The 17,631-nt window shown below is 71.3% G+C and carries 20 protein-coding genes; 9 read left to right on the forward strand and 11 right to left on the reverse strand.

The genetic code is table 11. The annotated features are described in order from the left end of the window. Positions 1-20: 20 nt before the first annotated feature. Complete coding sequence (locus JK364_RS36610; RefSeq protein WP_201855682.1) at positions 21-1,262, reverse strand: PucR family transcriptional regulator; 1,242 nt, start codon at positions 1,260-1,262, stop codon at positions 21-23. An 86-nt stretch (positions 1,263-1,348) separates the two neighbouring features. Between JK364_RS36610 and JK364_RS36615 the strand changes: the two genes are divergently transcribed. The 6 genes from JK364_RS36615 to JK364_RS36635 all read left to right on the forward strand — a co-directional run bounded on the left by JK364_RS36615 (position 1,349) and on the right by JK364_RS36635 (position 5,083). Beyond that, positions 1,349-1,495: a hypothetical protein gene (locus tag JK364_RS36615; protein ID WP_230993024.1), complete on the forward strand. Its 147-nt coding sequence runs from the start codon at positions 1,349-1,351 to the stop codon at positions 1,493-1,495. A 97-nt stretch (positions 1,496-1,592) separates the two neighbouring features. Beyond that, positions 1,593-1,670, forward strand: coding sequence for a 50S ribosomal protein bL37 (locus JK364_RS58185; RefSeq protein ID WP_370443954.1), 78 nt, complete (start codon positions 1,593-1,595; stop codon positions 1,668-1,670). Between the two features lie 548 nt (positions 1,671-2,218). After that, positions 2,219-3,394, forward strand: a complete 1,176-nt coding sequence (locus JK364_RS36620; RefSeq protein ID WP_201855684.1) for a type III polyketide synthase — start codon at positions 2,219-2,221, stop codon at positions 3,392-3,394. Further along, positions 3,391-4,359 carry an aldo/keto reductase gene (locus tag JK364_RS36625; RefSeq protein ID WP_307841479.1) on the forward strand — a complete coding sequence of 323 codons (969 nt, stop codon included), beginning with the start codon at positions 3,391-3,393 and terminating at the stop codon, positions 4,357-4,359. The genes JK364_RS36620 and JK364_RS36625 overlap by 4 nt, the downstream gene beginning before the upstream one ends. Beyond that, entirely contained in the window at positions 4,356-4,793 is a 438-nt protein-coding gene (locus tag JK364_RS36630; protein ID WP_201855685.1) for a nuclear transport factor 2 family protein, read from the forward strand. The genes JK364_RS36625 and JK364_RS36630 overlap by 4 nt, the downstream gene beginning before the upstream one ends. A gap of 44 nt (positions 4,794-4,837) precedes the next feature. Next, on the forward strand, positions 4,838-5,083 hold the full coding sequence (locus JK364_RS36635; RefSeq protein WP_201855686.1) for a hypothetical protein: 246 nt from the start codon (positions 4,838-4,840) through the stop codon (positions 5,081-5,083). A gap of 1 nt (position 5,084) precedes the next feature. Here JK364_RS36635 and JK364_RS36640 read toward each other — a convergent pair whose 3' ends face one another. The 4 genes from JK364_RS36640 to JK364_RS36655 all read right to left on the reverse strand — a co-directional run bounded on the left by JK364_RS36640 (position 5,085) and on the right by JK364_RS36655 (position 8,980). Next, positions 5,085-6,266: a serine hydrolase domain-containing protein gene (locus JK364_RS36640; protein WP_230993025.1), complete on the reverse strand. Its 1,182-nt coding sequence runs from the start codon at positions 6,264-6,266 to the stop codon at positions 5,085-5,087. A 111-nt stretch (positions 6,267-6,377) separates the two neighbouring features. Beyond that, entirely contained in the window at positions 6,378-6,902 is a 525-nt protein-coding gene (locus JK364_RS36645) for a MepB family protein (protein WP_201855687.1), read from the reverse strand. Positions 6,903-6,914: 12 nt separating this feature from the next. After that, positions 6,915-8,009, reverse strand: coding sequence for a tartrate dehydrogenase (locus JK364_RS36650; protein WP_307841480.1), 1,095 nt, complete (start codon positions 8,007-8,009; stop codon positions 6,915-6,917). A gap of 83 nt (positions 8,010-8,092) precedes the next feature. After that, positions 8,093-8,980: a LysR family transcriptional regulator gene (locus JK364_RS36655; RefSeq protein ID WP_201855688.1), complete on the reverse strand. Its 888-nt coding sequence runs from the start codon at positions 8,978-8,980 to the stop codon at positions 8,093-8,095. A 165-nt stretch (positions 8,981-9,145) separates the two neighbouring features. Between JK364_RS36655 and JK364_RS36660 the strand changes: the two genes are divergently transcribed. Continuing rightward, on the forward strand, positions 9,146-10,048 hold the full coding sequence (locus JK364_RS36660; RefSeq protein WP_201855689.1) for an alpha/beta fold hydrolase: 903 nt from the start codon (positions 9,146-9,148) through the stop codon (positions 10,046-10,048). A gap of 51 nt (positions 10,049-10,099) precedes the next feature. On the opposite strand, the gene JK364_RS36665 is transcribed toward JK364_RS36660, so the two are convergent. Continuing rightward, positions 10,100-11,494 (reverse strand): MFS transporter, encoded by a 1,395-nt coding sequence (locus JK364_RS36665; RefSeq protein ID WP_201855690.1) that lies wholly within the window; start codon positions 11,492-11,494, stop codon positions 10,100-10,102. Between the two features lie 154 nt (positions 11,495-11,648). Here JK364_RS36665 and JK364_RS36670 point away from each other — a divergent pair, with 154 nt between their 5' ends. Then, positions 11,649-12,875 carry a CaiB/BaiF CoA transferase family protein gene (locus JK364_RS36670; protein ID WP_230993026.1) on the forward strand — a complete coding sequence of 409 codons (1,227 nt, stop codon included), beginning with the start codon at positions 11,649-11,651 and terminating at the stop codon, positions 12,873-12,875. Further along, a complete protein-coding gene (locus JK364_RS36675; RefSeq protein WP_201855692.1) occupies positions 12,872-13,756 on the forward strand; it encodes a citryl-CoA lyase in 885 nt (294 codons plus the stop codon). Before JK364_RS36670 ends, JK364_RS36675 begins: the two co-directional genes overlap by 4 nt. A 30-nt stretch (positions 13,757-13,786) precedes the next feature. On the opposite strand, the gene JK364_RS36680 is transcribed toward JK364_RS36675, so the two are convergent. From JK364_RS36680 to JK364_RS36700, 5 genes are all read right to left on the reverse strand, one after another. Continuing rightward, positions 13,787-14,557: an IclR family transcriptional regulator gene (locus JK364_RS36680; protein ID WP_201855693.1), complete on the reverse strand. Its 771-nt coding sequence runs from the start codon at positions 14,555-14,557 to the stop codon at positions 13,787-13,789. 145 nt (positions 14,558-14,702) lie between these two features. Beyond that, the gene (locus JK364_RS36685) at positions 14,703-15,134 is read right to left on the reverse strand and encodes a DUF2267 domain-containing protein (RefSeq protein ID WP_201855694.1); all 432 of its coding nucleotides are present in this window, start codon (positions 15,132-15,134) and stop codon (positions 14,703-14,705) included. Positions 15,135-15,155: 21 nt separating this feature from the next. Next, positions 15,156-16,928 carry an FAD-dependent oxidoreductase gene (locus tag JK364_RS36690; RefSeq protein ID WP_201855695.1) on the reverse strand — a complete coding sequence of 591 codons (1,773 nt, stop codon included), beginning with the start codon at positions 16,926-16,928 and terminating at the stop codon, positions 15,156-15,158. Continuing rightward, complete coding sequence (locus JK364_RS36695; RefSeq protein WP_201855696.1) at positions 16,928-17,191, reverse strand: UBP-type zinc finger domain-containing protein; 264 nt, start codon at positions 17,189-17,191, stop codon at positions 16,928-16,930. The genes JK364_RS36690 and JK364_RS36695 overlap by 1 nt, the downstream gene beginning before the upstream one ends. A gap of 121 nt (positions 17,192-17,312) precedes the next feature. Then, positions 17,313-17,631 (reverse strand): ClpB D2-like domain containing protein (locus tag JK364_RS36700; protein WP_504942312.1); only part of this gene is annotated, 319 nt, incomplete at its 5' end.

Here is a 17,631-nt window from a genome sequence, read left to right on the forward strand (position 1 = left end):
CAAATGCGGTTGTGGCCGACTCACAAACCGTGGGTCCGGCCTCGCCGACCGCCCAGCAGTCGTACCGCGACCAGGATCTCCAGCACGTCCGCGAAGCGCCTCAGGTCGCAGCCGGTGCGCTCGGCGATCCGCTCCAGCCGGTAGTAGGCCGTGTTTGGATGCACGTGCAGGCGCTGCGCCGTGGTGCGGGCGTTCAGATCGCTCGCTACGTACTCGAGGAAGGTGGCGACCAGATTGCTCCCGTTTACGAGGTCCTCCGTCACGAACCTGGAGATATCCGGACGGATGAGGCGTCGTGCCGTGTCGCCGTGGCGGAGGAACAGGTAGTCCAGGCTGGACACCAGCGGCAGCGCGATCACCCCGGCCTCGTTACCGAGTCCCTCTCGCGCGGCGCACGCCTCGGCGTATGCCTCAGGGATCTTGCCGAGGCCGGCGTGGTGCGTACTGATGCCCACCGAAAGTCCCTGACGTCGCAATTCCGGGAGCAGATGCCCGAGGGTTTGAGTGAACGCCGCCGTACCGCCCGTCTGGGCCGGTGCGACGCCCACGACTTCGTCCTGGCGGGCGACCGCGAATCCCCGCGGCACGAGTCTGCGTAGCGTGGCGACGACATCTTGGAGCGTCTGCTGGGCCGATCCGCCGGCCGGAGTCAGGACCGGAGTGGCCGAGAGCACGACCAGGCGAGCATCAGCTTCGAGTCCCACCGCCCGCAGCAGTGCCTGTTTCGGACCGGCGGAGATGTCCCGCGCGGCCAGCAGGTCCTCCAGCAAGTCGCGGCGGACCCGGTCGCTTTCCGCGAGATCGTGCTGCTGGGCGGTCAGGTAGGCCTCGGCGGCCAGCGAGCTTCCCACCTCGATGACGCGCATGACTTGCCCGACGAGGGCGAGCGCCGCGTCGCGCGAGTCCGGGTCTTCCCCGCCCATCTCGAGCAAGGTCTCCCAGAGGGTTAGCTGCGCGACCCGGAAGGCGTGCAGGAAGTCGGAGAGGGAGATGCCCTGCCGGACTCTGCGCCCGGCCTGCGTCTCGGTGGGCGGAAAGTCTTCCCGCCGCGCAGGTCTGCCGAGCCGCACACTGGTGAGCAGTGCCCGGAAAATGGCTTCGACGTGTACCGTCACGTCGCTGCGAAGTTCCGGCGCTGTACAGGCCGCGTACGCCGGAACCTGGTCCCAGATAGCCTCGACGGCGCTGGTGACCACACGGCCGAGGGACGCCTCGACCGTGTCGACGACACCTTCTACCGCGTCATTGTCCGCCGTGGTCATGTCTGTTCCCGTCGGCCGATCGGGCCGCGCAGAACAGGCGCTGCGCGCTCCTGCGAGGTTAACGCGGGCTTGTGGGGTGATCACACATGCAGCAGATGGCCGCGCAGACGGGACGCTTCGACCTGATCCTCGACACCGTCGGAGCGCCCCACGCGCTGGAGCCCTATCTGGGCGCCCTGGCCATCGACGGGACCCTCTGCCTGGTCGGTATCCGGCTGAGCCGAGGGGCGTGATGTGCCGAGGGGCTGGGTAAGCGCGCCGCGATCATCGCTTGAGATGCCGAGGTAATCGGTACACATGGGGCGAAAGCATTGCCGGAAAGGAGGCGACATGTCGTCGAAGCGACGTCGTAAGAAGAAGGCCCGTCGTAAGAACGGGGCTAACCACGGTAGCCGTCCTCAGTCCTGACCTGGGGTTTCTGCCGAGTGACGGCAACGGGCTCCCCGAGCGTGTGGCGCCGCCGCGCCCGGGGGCGGGGAGCCCGTCGGTCGAGCAGGGCTTCGGTCCGGGTGGGACGTACCTGGCATTCGTTCAGGTCGTTCGGGTCGTCCAGGTCGTTCAGGTCGTCCAGGTCCGTCGCCACGGGGGCGCGTGCGGTTGCGGTGTGCGCTTGTTGTGCGCTGTGGTTCGCGGGATGGAGGGGGAGCGCGCTGCGCGTTCGCGGCCGGGTGAAGGGCGGGAAAAGGGTGGTGTGCTCCCGCCGCGCGCTTCGTAGCGCGCGATCGCGCTTCGTAGCTCCGATTACTTCCGGGGCGAAGTGTGAGCGCCTCCCCGGGGGGCTCGTATCTGAGGAAGATGATGGGTCAGGGAGCCTCCTGCCCCGTCCCGGCGTCGCCGGGGCGCATGTGGAGTGATGTGTGAGCGAGCCTCCACCGTGTGCGGCACGATCTTGCCCGTCCTGAAGTTCACGGTCGGTTCCGCCTCTTTCTTACCTTCCGTGAGCAAGGGAGTGCACCATGGCAGTGCTGTGCCGACCGGCGGTGTGGGTGCCGGAGAACACCATCTCGATGGAGGAGACGCTGGCGCTGGCGCGCCGGCTGCACGCCGGACACGCGAAGCTTCCGCTGGTGCTGCGGATGATCAGGAACACCGGGGTGGCGAAGCGGCATCTGGTCCAGCCGCTGGCCGTCACCCTGACGCATCCGGGGTTCGAGGCCCGCAATCGCCTCTATGTGAGCGAGGCCCATGCCCGGGTCCCGGACGTGGTCAAGCAGGCGCTGTCCTCGGCGGAGGTGACGGCGCGGGACATCGACACGATCGTGTTCGTCTCGTGCACCGGTTTCACGATGCCGCCCCTGACCTCGTGGATGATCAACCAGCTGGGTTTCCGCTCCGACACCCGGCAGATCCCCATCGCGCAGCTGGGCTGTGCGGCCGGCGGGGCCGCCATCAACCGGGCGCATGACTTCTGCCGCGCGTACCCGGGAGCCAATGTGCTGATCGTGGCGTGCGAGTTCTGCTCGCTGTGCTACCAGCCGGACGACCTCGACGTCGGCTCACTGCTGTCCGACGGGCTGTTCGGGGACGCGATCGCCGCGGCGGTCATGCGTGGCAGCGGCGGGGAGGGGATGCGGCTGGTGCGCAACGCCTCGCATCTGGTGCCGGGCACCGAGGACTGGATCGCGTACGAGGTGAAGGCCAGCGGATTCCACTTCCGGCTGGACAAGCGGGTCCCGGGCACCATGAACGTGCTGGCTCCCGCCCTGCATACGCTCGCCGGCACCCACGGCTGGGATGCCACCGGCCTGGACTTCTACATCATCCACGCCGGTGGGCCCCGCATCCTGGACGACCTGTGCCGCTATCTGAAGGTGCCGCCGGACGCCTTCAGACACAGCCGCGCCACCCTCACCGAGTACGGCAACATCGCCTCGGCCGTCGTCTTCGAGGCGCTGCGCCGCCAGTTCGACGAGGGGCTGCCCCCGGGGGCGCGCGGACTGCTGGCCGGGTTCGGGCCCGGCATCACCGCCGAATCCTGCCTCGGCACCTGGGAGCACTCCGACCGGGTACGGTCCGGCCGCCGAACGGGCAACGTCGACGCCTTACCGGTCAGGCTTCCCGTCCCTTCCGAGCCCGACCTGCACAGTGAAACCCCATCCCCGCACAAGCCCAAGAATCGAGGATCCGCGTGACCGCGTCCATTCCGCATGTGCCCGAGACCGCGTCCACCCTGTCCCTGGGGGGAGACCTGACGGTCAACCGGCTCGGCTACGGTGCCATGCACCTGACCGGACCCGGCGTCTGGGGCCCGCCCGAGAACCCGGATCAGGCCGTACGCCTGTTGCGTCGCGCCGTGGACGACCTCGGCGTCAACTTCATCGACACCGCCGACTCCTACGGTCCCGGCTACAACGAGGAGCTCATCCGGAAGGCCCTGCATCCCTATCCGGACCATCTGGTGATCGCCACCAAGGGCGGCATGCTGCGCACCGGCCCCGACGACTGGGTGCGGGCCGAGGGCCGCAACCCCTACATCGTCGCCTTGGGCAGACCCGAATATCTGCGCCAGCAGGTCGAGGTCAGCCTGCACCGCCTCGGCCTGGAGCGCATCGACCTCTATCAGCTGCACCGTATCGACCCCCTGGTACCGCTCGAGGACCAGCTCGGGGCACTCGCCGAGCTGCGGGAGCAGGGCAAGATCCGCCATATCGGACTGTCCGGCCAGCCCGAGGTCACCGTCGAACAGCTCGAACAGGCCGCCGAGATCGTGGACATCGTGGCGGTGGAGAACCTCTACAACATCGCCGACCGGTCCGGCGAGTCGATCCTCAGATACGCCGAACAGCGCGGCATGGTCTTCATCCCGTGGTTCCCGCTCGGCCATGGCGACCTGGTCGGACCCGGTGGCATCCTCACCAAGGCCGCTGAACGGTACGGGGTCACCGGAGCCCAGCTGGGGCTGGCGTGGCTGCTGCGCCACGCCTCCAACACCCTCCTCATTCCCGGCACCACATCGGTGGCCCACCTGGAGGAGAACCTCCGGGCCGACGAGATCCGGCTCACCGACAGCCAGTGGGACGAGATCGAAGCACTCTGCGCCACGGTCACCCCGTGGCGGCCCAAGCCGGTGCGGAAGCACCGGGGAGGGGCGCGGTGACCGGCGCCCCCCAGCGGGCGGCCGAGCATCCGCACACCGAGATCCTGCGCACCATCTACCGGGATCTGACCAGGGTCGTCGACTTCGCCGCGGCCGACATCGTGCTGCACCGTGCGGACCGGACCGTGGAAGACCCCCGGGTGCGCCGCGGCATCAGGGCCGTGCGCGCCCATGAGCAGGCACTCATCCGCATGACCCAGTACACCCTGGTCATGGACGTGGAGCACATCGTGGCCAACGACCACTTCGGTACCGTCCTCGGCGTGCTGCGGGCCCAGCGCCCCCGTGAGCTCTCCGTACCGTTCTGCGGTCTGTGGCGGTTCGTCGACGGCCGGATCGTCGAGCACTGGGAGAACGCCTCGTGCGGACCGGACGAACTAAGGCGCCTGTTCACCCCACCCCCCTCGTTCTGGCCTCTGGCTGACGCCGGCTGATTCGGAAGACCCGGCTCATGGGGGCCCAGTCCATCGGAGCCCTCATGAACCCCTCCGACCGCATCGCCGCACCGACGCGCGAAACCCGGGTCATGGCCTTCCTGGATGACGGCCATGACCTGCCCGGCCCACCGGTCGGCGAACCGAACCTGACGGTACGAGAGCTGCTCATCGCGGTGTACCGGGCGAGCACTCCGTGTCCTGCCGCGCCCCTGGCCGGTGCCGGTGCCGGTCCTCAGCGGACCGGGGTACGGGGTGTCATCGGGGACCGCGACGAGCTGGCCGCCTGACTCATCGGCGGCGGCTTTCGCAGAGGGCCGTCTGGACGGCGGCCTTCATATCGGCGTCCTGGGCGTCCGTACCGCCCGGGTTGAGGTTCACCACGACCGTCGCCTGCCTGCCGTCGGCCGTGGCGCCGCCCACCGTGCTGTACCCGAGCATGTCGCCGCCGTGGCCCCAGTAGAGGCCGCCGCGGGGCAGCGGCCTGCTCTCCAGACCGAGGCCGTACGCCCGGCCGTCGGGGTTGCCGGTCGGGCGGGTCGTCATCATCTGCCGTTGCTGGGCCGGGCGCAGCAGCTTGCCGCGTACGAGTGCGTCCAGGAAGCGGTTGAGGTCGGTGCCGCTGGAGATCATGCCGCCGCCCGCGCCCGCGACCGAGGGGTTGATGGCGGTGATGTCCCTGAGCGGCGCGTTCTCGCCCGGCCGTACATAGCCGCGCGGATGCGGTCCGGGGATCGTCGGGGTGTCGCCCGGTACGTATGTCTCGTGCAGCCCGAGTGGCGTGATGACGCGCCGGTGGATCTCCTCGCCGTACGTATGGCCGGTGACCCTTTCGATGAGCAGGCCGGCCAGCAGGTAGTCCGTGTTGGAGTAGCGCCAGTCCGTGCCGGGCTCGAAGGTCGGGGGGTGGGCGAGTGCGATGTTCACGAGGTCGCGGGTGTCGTGGTGGGCGAGGGGGTCCTTGAGGATCTCCCGCGGGGTGAGGTGGGCGAGGTAGTCGGGGATGCCGCTGGTGTGCTGGAGCAGCTGGCGGACGGTGATGATCCGCCCGTCGTTCCCGTGTCCGCGGATGACACCGGGCAGATAGCGCTCCACCGGCGCGTCGAGGGCGACGCGACGCTCTCCCACCAGCTGGAGCACGACCGTCGCCACGAACGGTTTGGTCATGCTGCCGATCCGGAACCTGCTGTCGCGGCGTATCGGCGCGTGGCTCTTCACGTTCGCGACGCCGCTGGTCAGGACCGTGCTGCCGTGCCGGTTCCGGGTCTCCACGAGCGCTCCGGGCGCGCCGTCGACCGTGGTCAGCCGGTGCAGGATTTCGCGCAGGCGGAGATTGTGGTCGGCCGCGGTGGCCGTGGCGGCGGTGTTCTGCCGCGGCGCGTCGTCACTCCTCGGTGCCGCCGCCGCGACTCCCCCCACCGCCGCCAGTGTGAGTCCGCCACTCAGTACCCGCCTGCGCTTGACCACCTTCATGTGACCCCCCTCGAAGCTCGAAGCCCCATCGCGACCGAATGGTCACGTTAGAGACCGCCGAGCCCGGGATCGATCCGGCCAGCCACCCCCATCGTCCTGGGGACAACCCCACTACGGCCGGTAGCAGGCGCGGGCGCGGGCCGGGTCGCCGGGACCGTCCTGGCCGAGGTGGAAGAAGTGGTTCACCTGCCATGCCTGGGTGCCGCGGGCCTGCCGGTTGGCCGTGGTCACCCACGGCGGATAGACCCGGAACCCTCGCTTTCCACCCTTTGCGTCACGGGAGACGATGCCGCGCTCGCACAGCACCTCGCACGGGAACACGAACTGTCCGAAGCCGTGCTCGTCCCGGCTGCTGATGACGAAGAGGTCCACCCCGTCGTCGGCGTCGAAGGGCCGGATCGGCCCGTCCTCGGACCGCTGCCACACGGTGACGAACTGCCCCACCTTCGTCGGGGTGGTTTTGGCCACGCGGAACCGGACTGAACGGCCGTCGAGCGTGAACCGACACGCCGCGTATTCGGCGCTCTCCGGTTCGGGCACCGGCGGCGAACAGGCAAAACCATTCGGGTCGTACACCAGTGCCTTCGCCGCCAGCAGGTCACCATGGAGCCCTGCCCATGGCTGATTTATCGCCATGCGGTCATTCTGTCATCGGAGCAGTTCGAGCAGCGCGTCGGTGAACTCCTCGGTGGTGGCCGTGCCGCCCAGGTCCGGGGTGCGGACGGGGGTCTTCGCCAGGACGGTCGCGATGGCGTCGGTGACGTGGGTGGCCGCCTCGGGGTGGCCGAGGTGGTCGAGCATCATGGCGGCGGACCAGATCGCGCCGAGCGGGTTGGCGATACCGCGTCCGGCGATGTCGGGGGCGGAGCCGTGGACGGGCTCGAACATGGACGGGAAGTCGCGTTCGGGGTTGAGGTTGGCCGCGGGGGCGATGCCGATGCTGCCCGCGACCGCGGCGGCGAGGTCGCTGAGGATGTCGCCGAAGAGGTTGGAGGCCACGACGACGTCGAACCGCCGCGGGTCGAGGACGAACTTGGCCGCGAGGGCGTCGATGTGCTCCTGGTCCCAGGCCACCTCCGGGTGCGCGGCGGCGCGTTCGGCCACCAGCTCGTCCCAGAACGGCATGGTGTGGATGATGCCGTTGGACTTGGTGGCCGAGGTGAGCCGGCCGCCGCGCCGCTCGGCGAGGGCGAAGGCGTAGTCCAGGACGCGGGTGACGCCCTTGCGGGTGAACACCGCTTCCTGGACGGCCATTTCCTCCGGCAGCCCCCGCCCGAGACGGCCGCCGATCTCGCCGTACTCGCCCTCCACGTTCTCCCGGACGACGACGAGGTCGACATCGCCGGGGCCCGCGTCGCGCAGCGGGCTGGGCACGCCCTCGAAGACGCGGATGGGGCGCAGATTGACGTACTGCTGGAAGCCCCGGCGGATGGGGATCAGCAGGCCCCACAGCGAGACATGGTCGGGGACACCGGGGTATCCGACCGCGCCGAGCAGGATCGCGTCATGGCCGCGCAGCTGGTCAAGACCGTCGTCGGGCATCATCGCGCCGAGGTCGGCGTACCGCTCGCAGGACCAGTCGAACGTCTCGTACGTGAAGCCGAGGCCGTGCCGGGCGGCGACGGTGTCCAGGACGCGGCGGGCGGCCGGGATGACCTCGTTGCCGATGCCGTCGCCGGGGATCAGGGCGATGCGGTGGGTGGTGGTCGTGCGGCGGTTCGTCATGGAGGTCATGGAGGTCATGGAGGGGATTGCAGCAGGGGAGCGACTTCCGCGTCCAAGACGCAGATCGCATGGGTCTTATAGGCCAGCCCTATAGGACAGCCCTATGAGCTTCCATGAGATTCCATTGCGGTGCCGACGAACGCCTCCGCCGCCGGTGTCAGCGGGGCCCGCCTGCTGACCAGGGCGATATGCAGACTGGTGCTCGGCTCCAGCTCCAGGACCAGGGCCCCCGCCCGCTCCGCGAGGCCGCGCCAGGCGTCGGCCACCACCGCCAGGCCGACGCCCCGCAGCACCAGCGGCAGGATCGACACCCGGTGCTCGGTCTCGACCACGACGGTCAGCGCGACGCCCTCGGCCACCAGGTCGTCGACGTAGCGGCGCATCCCGGTGCCCTTCTGGCCCACGATCAGCCGGTGTCCGGACAGCTGCTCATGGCGCACCGGCACCCCGGGGCGGAACGGCCCGTCCGGGGGTGCCAGCAGCACGAAGCGCTGCTCGACCAGCGGATAGGTGCGCACATCGCCCTGCGGTACGGGGTCGGGGGAGGCCAGCAGCCCCAGCTCGCATACGCCGGTGCGCACCATCTCCGTCACATCGCGCGGGGTGAACGCGGCCTGTACGCGTACGGACACCGCGGGATGGGCGCGGGCGAAGCGGTCGATCATCCCCGCCAGCGGCTCCACGGCCTGGGAGGGCGGGGCCGCGATGTCCACCCGGCCGCCGCGCAGCCCGTGCACCGACTCCACACTGGCCCGTGCGAGCTGGAGGCTGCGCACCGCCTCCCGCGCCGGTCCGATCAGCGCCGTGCCCGCGTCGGTGAGGACCGCCCGGCGGCCGATGCGGTGGAAGAGGTCGCTGCCCAGGTCGCGCTCCAGGGCGCGGACGGCCTGGGAGAGGGACGGCTGGGACAGATACAGCGCGGCGGCGGCCCGGTTGAATCCGCCGTGGTCCACCACGGCCAGGAAGTACTCCAGCTGCCGCACATCCACCGCGCCGCCTCCCCGCGCCTCGCCGCTCCCGCCACCTTCGGCACGTTCGGCGTCTTCGGCACCTTTGGCATCTTCGGCGCCCGCACACGTCCATAGGTGTTGCTTATAAGCATTGTCGTCAACGGGTCTTGGACGCGCACCGCGGGCGGCTGCTGGGATCGGGCCATGAGCGATCAGCTGCTGGGCGACTTCGACCGCCGCACCGTCCATGTCGAGGGGGTGGGAATCAACGTACGCACCGCCGGGGACGGGCCGCCGGTCCTCCTCCTGCACGGCTATCCGCAGACCCATGCGATCTGGCACCACATCGCCCCGGCGCTCGCCGCCACCCACCGCGTGGTCCTGACCGATCTGCGCGGCTACGGCGACAGCGACAAGCCCGGGTCCGACGCCGAGCACAGCACGTACTCCAAGCGGGCCATGGCACGCGATCAGCTGCTGGTGATGCGGGAGCTGGGCTTCGACCGGTTCGCGGTGGTCGGCCACGACCGGGGCGGCCGGGTGGCCCACCGGATGGCGCTCGACCATCCGCGGGCGGTCTCCGCGCTCGCGGTCCTGGACATCGTGCCCACGCGGTACGTCTTCCAGCACGCCGACAAGGACTTCGGTCTCGGCTACTTCCACTGGTTCTTCCTGGCGGCGGACCACGGCATCCCGGAGCACCTCATCGGCCAGGACCCCGCGTTCTGGATCCGCACCCGGATGGGGGCGCGCCACCGTGGCGGAACCCCGTTCGACGAGGCGGCTCAGGCCGAGTACATCCGCTGCTTCTCGGATCCCGCGGCCATCCACGCCAGCTGCGAGGACTACCGCGCCGCCGCCTCCATCGACCTGGTCCACGACGACGCGGACGCCGCCGCGGGCCGCCGGGTCACCGCACCGCTGCTGGCCCTGTGGGGCGCGCACGGTTTCGTCGGCCACCACTACGACGTACCGGAGGTCTGGCGCGGTTACGCCGACGATGTGCGCGGGCAGGCCCTGCCGTGCGACCACTACCTCCCCGAGGAGGCACCGGACGAGACGCTGCGCCAGCTGCGGGCGTTCCTCGGGGACGAGGGGAGTGCCTGACCGCGACCAGGGAGTGCCCGATCGGGGACGAGGGGAGTGCCTGACCGGGGATCACGGCGCCGCCTGGAGGTTCTGCTCCGGTGCGGCCGTCTCCTCGGCCGGGTCGGCGGCCCCGCGCGTCTCCCGCGCCAGTGCCACCGTGACCACGGTGAGCGCGCTCATCAGGGCGATGAAGACGACCACGCCGGTGACGCTGTGGTCGAACCAGAGCAGCAGGGCGGACGCGAGCATGGGCGCGAGGCCGCCGGTGAGCACGGTGCCGATGTTGTTGGCGATGCCGACCGCGCTGAACCGGACCGTGGTGTCGAAGAGTTCGGCGAAGAACGCGGGCTGGGAGCCGAGGACGGCGGACTGGCCGATGCCCAGGGTGAGGAAGAGCGCGAGCCAGATGGCCCAGGTGTGTCCGCCGTCGATCACCGTGAAGAACGGCCATGCGGCGGCCAGCAGCACCAGGGCCCCGCCGATCGAGACCGGGCGCCGCCCGACGCGGTCGGAGAGCGCGCCGAAGGCCGGCACCGTCACCAGTTTCACGGCCGCGACCAGCGAGATGCCGCTGAGGAGCGCGGCGGTCGGCAGCCCGCGGTCCTCGGCGTAGGTGACCGAGAAGGTGCCGAAGACGTAGTAGCCCGCGTTCTCGGCGGCGCCCGCGCCGATCACGATGAGCATCTCCTTGGGGTAGCGGCGCCAGGCGGCGACGCAGCGGCTCCCGGCGATCCGCTGCCGCAGCGGGCGGCCGGACTTCGCGGCGCTCCGGCCCGCCTGCCGGGTGTCCTGCCGCACCTGCTGGAATTCGGCGGTCTCCGGCAGCGAGCGGCGCACCCAGAGGCCGAAGAAGGTCAGACCGGCGCTGAGCAGGAAGGGAATCCGCCAGCCCCAGGAGAGGAAGGCGTCCTCGGACAGCAGCCCGGTGGTGAGCGCGAAGGCGCCGGTGGACAGGAGGGTGCCGGTGCCGGTGCCGATCGCGGGCAGTGAGGTGAGCAGTCCGCGCCACTTGGGCGGTGCGTTCTCGAAGAGGATGATCAGCGCTCCGGTCTTCTCGCCGCCCGCGGCGAAGCCCTGGACGAAGCGCAGCAGTGTCAGCAGCACCGGCGCGGCGACGCCGATCTGCGCGTGGGTCGGCAGCAGGCCGATGGCCGTGGTGGCGAGCCCCATCATCAGCAGGGTGGCGACCAGCACGCCCTTGCGTCCCTGGGTGTCGCCCCGCTCCCCGAAGTAGGCGCCGCCCAGGGGCCGGGCGAGGAAGCCGATGGCGAAGGTGCCGTAGGCGAGGACCGTGCCGACCAGCGGCTCGCTGTCCGGGAAGTAGACCTTGTTGAAGACCAGGGCGGCCGCGGTTCCGTAGAGGGCGAAGTCGTACCACTCCACCGTGGTGCCGAAGACGGCGGCGAGGGCGACCTTGGGCTGGAAGACCGGCCTTCTGGTGGCGGAACTGCCGGTGTGCGTCATTGGGGGACTCCCTTGTCACCGTGGATCGAGTACCACTGTGCGGTTCGAGTACCACTGTGTGGTTCGCTTGTGCCGCTTGGTGGTTCGGTGATGTTATGGAGGCACACACCCCGTGGCAAGGGGTCACGCCCCGATTCGCGCTGGAGGTCCTCCGTTGAGCACGCCCGCCCCCGCCGCCCCGCCACCCCTGCTCGACGGCATCCGGGTCCTGGATCTGACCAATGTCCTCGCCGGGCCCTTCGCCGGATATCAGCTCGCCCTCCATGGCGCCGACGTCCTCAAGGTCGAGATGCCGGGGGCCGGGGACCTGGCCCGCCAACTGGGCGCCGACCGGCAGCTGAGCGAGGATCTGCTGGGCGCGTCGTTCCTGGCCCAGAACGCCGGGAAGCGCTCGCTGACCCTGAACCTCAAGGAGGACGAGGGGCGCGCGGCCCTGCTGCGCGCGGTGCGGGAGTCCGACGTCCTCCTCGAGAACTTCCGCCCCGGGGTGATGGACCGGCTGGGCCTCGGCCGCGCGGTCCTCATGCGGGAGAACCCGCGGCTGATCTACTGTGCCGTCTCCGGCTTCGGCCAGACCGGACCGCTGCGCGCCCGGCCCGCCTACGACCAGATCGTGCAGGGCCTCTCCGGGATGATGAGCGTGACCGGCACCCCCGAGATCAGCCCGCTGCGCGCCGGTTTCCCGGTCGCCGACACCCTGGGCGGCATGGCTGCCGCCTTCGCCGTGGCGGCGGCCCTGGTACGCCGGGAGCGCACCGGAAGCGGTGCGTATCTGGACGTCTCCATGCTGGAGGCCGCGCTCACCGCGATGGGGTGGGTGACCTCCAACTACCTGATCACCGGCCGCCCGCCGCGGCCCATGGGCAATGAGAACTTCACCGCCGCGCCGTCGGGGACGTTCCGCACGGCGGACGGACACCTCAACATCGCGGCCAACCGCCAGCGGCAGTTCGCCACCCTGTGCCGGCTCATCGGCCGTGCGGAACTGCTGGACGACGAGCGGTTCGCGCATCCCGCGGACCGCAAGGCCCACCGCGAGGAGCTGCGCGCCGAGATCGAGAAGGGGCTCGCCGCGCGGACCGCGGGGGAGTGGGAGGAGATCCTCGCCGACGCCGGGGTACCGGCCGCGCGGGTGCTGTCCGTACCCGACGCGCTGGGCCTGGAGCAGCTCGCGGAGCGGGACTTCGTCCGCACGCTGCCCTTCCCGGACGGGCGCGGGCGCGAACTGCGCGTCCTGGGCAGCCCGTTCCGGGTCGACGGCGAACCGGCGGCCGCGACCGCCCCGCCCCCGCTCCTGGGCCAGCACACCGACCAGGTCCTGGCCGAACTCGGCTACACCCCGAAGGAGATCGACGCGATGAGGGAGCGTGGTGCGATATGACCCGCCCGTCCGGAGAGCCAACGGCCACGACGGTTCCACAGGACGTCACCGACTGGTGGGCCACCGCCGTCAGCCGCATCCGGCCGGGCGAGATCCTGCTGCGCGGCTACCCGGTCGAGCAGCTGATCGGCCAGGTGTCGTTCGCCGAGACCGTCTGGCTGCTGCTGCGCGGCGAGCTGCCCACCCGGACGCGGGGCCGGCTGCTGGAGGCCGCGCTCGTCGCCGCCGTCGACCACGGGCCCCAGGCCCCGTCGATCGCCGCCGCCCGGATGGCGGCCACCTGCGGATTGGGGCTGAACAACGCGGTGGCCACCGGGGTGAACCTGCTGGGGGACGTCCACGGCGGGGCCGGTCAGCAGTGCATGGAGGTCCTGGCCGGGCTGGAGGAGGCCGTGGCCGCGGGGGCGGACCTCGACGACGCCGCGAAGAACCTGGTGGCGGAGTACCGCGCCACGCGCTCCCATGTCCCGGGCTTCGGCCACCGCTTCCACCCGTACGACCCGCGCCGGACCCCGCTGCTCGACCTGGTGGGCGCGGCGGTGGCGGACGGCGAGGCGCCGGGCTGGGCGCTGCGCGCCGGGACGGCCCTGGAACGCGCGCTGGCGGAGGGCCGCAGCCGCCCCGTGCCGATGAACATCGACGGCGCCACCGCCATCGTCTACAGCGAACTCGGCTTTCCGCCCGAGCTCGGACGCGGGCTGTTCGTGCTCTCCCGCAGCGTCGGCATCCTCTCCCACGCCTGGGAGGAGAAGTCCGGCGGGGCCAGGATCAAGGGCCCGCTGCCCCGGCGGCTGCTGCCCTCGTACGAGGGCCCCGCGCCCCGGAACCTCGACCGGCCGGAGGGCGGCGGGAACAGCGCCGGAAGTGCCGGAAGCGCCTGAAGCGCCTGAGGCTCCGGGAGCGCCTGAACGTCAGCCGCTCCCGCCGAGGAACCCCAGCTCCGACAGCCGCTTCGCGGCCTCGGTCAGCGCCGGGCGGAAGGACTCGACGCGCTCATCGGTGAAGCGGCTGGTGGGCCCGCCGAGGCCCACCGCGGCGACGACCTGCCCGGCCGCGTCGGTGACGGGTGCGGCCACGGCGGACACCCCGTCCTCGCGCTCACCGTGGCTGACCGCCCAGCCCCGCTCCGCGGCGAGGCGCGCCCGGGTCTCCAGGACGGAGGCGAAGTCGGGGCCGCGCCCGGCCGCCGAGGCCACCCGGCTCAGCGTCCGGGACGAGCCGCCGATGAGCAGGACGTGCCCGGAGGCACCGGCCCACAGGGGCATCTCCTCGCCGATGCGCACCACATGGCGCAGCTGCTGGGTGCCCTCGTGCTGGGCCACGCACACCCTGGAGCCACCCTGGCGGATGTAGATCCGGGAGGATTCGCCACCCGACCGGACCGAGAGGACGCGCAGACACTCCACCGCCTCCGGGGGCAGCCGCCAGGCGTCCTGGGCGAGCGCCGCCCAGCGCAGCAGACCCGCGCCGGGGGTGAGCCGGCCGTCCCCCCGGCTCCACAGCAGCCCGCGCTGCTCCAGCGTGGCCACCAGCCGGACCACGGTGGACTTGGCCAGCCCGGTGGCGTCCGTCAACTCCCGTACGCTGCGGGAGCGGTGGGACTCGTCGAACAGGGCGAGCAGATCCAGTGCGCGCAGGACGCTCCGTACTCCCTCGCCGCCCTCTCCGGCCGCCGTCCCCATCGCCATCCTCCTCGCCGCACACCGCATGAGCCGCCCATCGGTGCGACGGTACCACCAGGCGGTCCAGTGGGCCGGAGTCGGCTACGGGGCTACGGGGCTACGCGGCTACGGGGCTACGGGGCTACGGGGCTACGGGGCTACGGGGCTACGCCGGTATGACCGTGACCAGGTCGGCGGGCATCCGGCCCCGGAGATCATCCCACTCGCCCTCGCTGATATGGCGCTGCAGGGCCTCCAGGACGGTGTGGACCAGCTGTTCGGTGTCGCCCTGGATCGAGTACGGGAAGTCGTGCCTGATCCGCTGGAAGAACTCCTCGCTGTGCATCTTCACGGGCGTCTCCGCGGGTCTCCACCCCTCGTAGTACATGCCGCGCACCAGCATCGGGAGCTGTGCGCCGAACTGGACGGCCTCGTCCACCGTCAGCCGGTCCCGCAGCTGGTGCAGCACCGCGCGCAGGGCGGCGTAGGACTGTTTACGGCGCTCCTTGGGCCAGCCGTACGCGTCCTCGATCGTCTTGAGGAGCCGGTTGGTCTTGTCGACGGTCGTGTCGAACGCGGGAAAGCCTGTCGCAACCATCGTGTTCGTCCTTTCGGTGCCTCAGAAGCCTCCTGGGGCGCTGGGGTGGCGGATGGGTGTCGGATCGCCGCCCGGGCGGGTCAGGTCGGCGGCGGTGTGGCCGAGGTGGTCATGGACGTGGTGGACGGCCATCGCCCCCTCACCGGCCGCCGAGGCCACCCGCTTGACCGAGCCGCTGCGCACATCACCGGCGGCGAAGACCCCCGGCAGACTGGTCTCCAGTCGCAGACAGCGGCGGCCCTGGCCCTCCCAGACACCGGCCGCCGCCCGTGCCTCGGCCTCGGCGCCGGTCAGCACGAAGCCCCGGTCGTCCAGGGCCAGGGCGCCGGCGAGCCAGGCGGTGCAGGGCTTGGCCCCGATGAAGACGAACAGCGAGCAGGCGTCCAGGACGCGGCGCTCCCCGGTGCGGCGCCGCTCCACCACGACCGCCCGCAGGGAGTCGTCGCCGCGCACCTCGCGGACCTCGGTGTCCAGGGCCACGGTCACCCGCGGATGGCGCTCGATCTGGTCGACCAGATAGCGGGACATCCGGGAGCCCAGATACGAGCCCCTGATCAGCAGGTGCACCCGGGGCACCCGTTCGGCGAGGAAGAGCGACGCCTGGCCCGCGGAGTTGCCGCCGCCGACCACCACGACCGGGTCCTCGCCGCACTGCCGCGCCTCGTAGACGGTGGCCGCGTAGTAGACGCTCGCCCCCTCCAGCCGCTCGATCCCGGGGACCTCCAGCCTGCGGTACCGGGCGCCGGTGGCCAGGACGACGGTGCGGCACCGCGTCTCGCCGCCGTCGGCGAAGGTGACGCGGTAGTGGCCGTCGTCCGGTTCGAGGGAGGTGGCCTCCGCCGGGACGCTCATCCGGGTCCCGAACATGCGCGCCTGGAGCACACCGCGCTCGGCGAGTTCGGAGCCGGAGATCCCGGCCGGGAAGCCGAAGTAGTTCTCGATCAGGGACGAGGTGCCGGCCTGGCCGCCGGTGGCGAAGGCGTCCACGAGCGTGGTGCCAAGACCGTCGGAGGAGCCGTAGACCGCGGCGGCGATCCCGGCCGGGCCGGAGCCGACGACCAGCAGATCGCAGTGGCCGCAGGTGCCCGCCGACGGGGAGAGGCCGATGAGCCGGGCCAGTTCGGCGTTGTCGGGGTTGCGCAGCACCTGGTGCTCGCGCCAGATGACGATCGGGGTGTCCTCCGGGCTGACCGAGACGCGGCGCAGCAGCGTCTCGGCCTCCTGGTCCGCCTCCAGGTCGATCCAGCGGTGCGGCAGATGGTTGCGGGCCGCGAACTCGCGCAGCCGCCGGGTGTCGGGCGAGTAGCGAGAGCCGAGGATGCGGAACCCGGCGCCCGCCCCGACCAGCAGGGCGCGGCGGCCCAGATAGGCGCGGAGGATGAGGTTGCCGAGGACGGGGGCGCGGGCCACCAGCACCCGCAGCCGGTCCACCGGGACGGCCAGCACCTCCCCGGCCTCCCGGGCGTGGGCGGCGAAAAAGGCCGCCTGCCCCTGGAGCAGGGCCAGTTCGCCGAGGAAGCGCCCCGGGCCGTGCACCCTCAGCACCCGCTCGTCCGGGGTGCCGTGCTGCTCGGTGATCGCGATGGTGCCGCTGAGGACGACCAGGAAGTCCGTGCCCCGGTCGCCCTCGCGGATGACCGCCTCACCGGCCGCCACCGGCCGGCGGGTGCCGTGTGCGGAGAGGAACGCGATCTGCTGGTCCGTCAGCCGCGGAAACGCGCCGTACAGATCCGGGGTCTCGTCCGGTGCCGCGCCCTCCGCCGCGGTGTCCGGGGGCCGGTCCTCGCCCGACATCAGGCCATGGCCTCGTGGGCGTAGCACCACCGCCAGGTCTCGCCCGGTTCCATGGGCTCGACGATGGGGTGTTCCTCGGCGTACGCGTGGGCTCGGGCGTGCTTGAGCGGCGAGGAGTCGCAGCACCCCACGTGCCCGCAGGTCAGGCAGAGCCGCAGATGGACCCAGGGGGACCCCAGGCGCAGGCACTCCTCGCACCCCTCGGGGCTGCGCGGGGTGACCTGGCGCACCATCGACAGATGCGGATCGGGCTCGACGGCCATGGCGTTCACCCTTTCTCGTTTCCAGGATGAGCAGGGACGGGACGGTCCGCACCTCGAACCGCGGGGCGGTCCGGGGGGTGCGGCCGACGGCTTGGCGGTACGGTCCGGTGCGGCATGGCGCTCACGCGGCCTTCCCGAGTCCGGCGATCTCCGGGTGGCGTTCGTAGCTGACCGCCAACTCGCCGTGCCGGCCGTCCACCTTGACGGTGGCGCCCTCATCGACGTCGCCGCGCAGCAGGGCGCGCCCGATCAGGGTCTCCACCTCGTGGGAGATGTAGCGGCGCAGCGGGCGGGCCCCGTACACCGGGTCGTAGCCCTCGTGGGCGATCACCGCACGCCCGGCCGGGGTCAGCTCGACGGCGATCAGGCGCTCGGCCAGCCGCTTGCGCAACTCGTCGAACCGCAGCTCCACGATCCGTTCGATCTGGGCCTCGCCGAGT

Origin of the sequence: Streptomyces endocoffeicus (assembly GCF_016741935.1) — a bacterium.
Taxonomy (GTDB): Bacteria; Actinomycetota; Actinomycetes; order Streptomycetales; family Streptomycetaceae; genus Streptomyces; species Streptomyces endocoffeicus.

Excerpts from the sequence above, each read along its gene's own strand:
- JK364_RS36675 (WP_201855692.1), top strand. The coding sequence starts at position 12,872 with ATGACCCGCCCGTCCGGAGAGCCAACGGCCACGACGGTTCCACAGGAC.
- JK364_RS36640 (WP_230993025.1), bottom strand. The coding sequence starts at position 6,266 with ATGAAGGTGGTCAAGCGCAGGCGGGTACTGAGTGGCGGACTCACACTG.
- JK364_RS36615 (WP_230993024.1), top strand. The coding sequence starts at position 1,349 with ATGCAGCAGATGGCCGCGCAGACGGGACGCTTCGACCTGATCCTCGAC.
- JK364_RS36610 (WP_201855682.1), bottom strand. The coding sequence starts at position 1,262 with ATGACCACGGCGGACAATGACGCGGTAGAAGGTGTCGTCGACACGGTC.
- JK364_RS36680 (WP_201855693.1), bottom strand. The coding sequence starts at position 14,557 with ATGGGGACGGCGGCCGGAGAGGGCGGCGAGGGAGTACGGAGCGTCCTG.
- JK364_RS36685 (WP_201855694.1), bottom strand. The coding sequence starts at position 15,134 with ATGGTTGCGACAGGCTTTCCCGCGTTCGACACGACCGTCGACAAGACC.
- JK364_RS36635 (WP_201855686.1), top strand. The coding sequence starts at position 4,838 with ATGAACCCCTCCGACCGCATCGCCGCACCGACGCGCGAAACCCGGGTC.
- JK364_RS36620 (WP_201855684.1), top strand. The coding sequence starts at position 2,219 with ATGGCAGTGCTGTGCCGACCGGCGGTGTGGGTGCCGGAGAACACCATC.
- JK364_RS58185 (WP_370443954.1), top strand. The coding sequence starts at position 1,593 with ATGTCGTCGAAGCGACGTCGTAAGAAGAAGGCCCGTCGTAAGAACGGG.
- JK364_RS36660 (WP_201855689.1), top strand. The coding sequence starts at position 9,146 with ATGAGCGATCAGCTGCTGGGCGACTTCGACCGCCGCACCGTCCATGTC.
- JK364_RS36695 (WP_201855696.1), bottom strand. The coding sequence starts at position 17,191 with ATGGCCGTCGAGCCCGATCCGCATCTGTCGATGGTGCGCCAGGTCACC.
- JK364_RS36665 (WP_201855690.1), bottom strand. The coding sequence starts at position 11,494 with ATGACGCACACCGGCAGTTCCGCCACCAGAAGGCCGGTCTTCCAGCCC.
- JK364_RS36690 (WP_201855695.1), bottom strand. The coding sequence starts at position 16,928 with ATGTCGGGCGAGGACCGGCCCCCGGACACCGCGGCGGAGGGCGCGGCA.
- JK364_RS36645 (WP_201855687.1), bottom strand. The coding sequence starts at position 6,902 with ATGGCGATAAATCAGCCATGGGCAGGGCTCCATGGTGACCTGCTGGCG.
- JK364_RS36650 (WP_307841480.1), bottom strand. The coding sequence starts at position 8,009 with ATGACCTCCATGACCTCCATGACGAACCGCCGCACGACCACCACCCAC.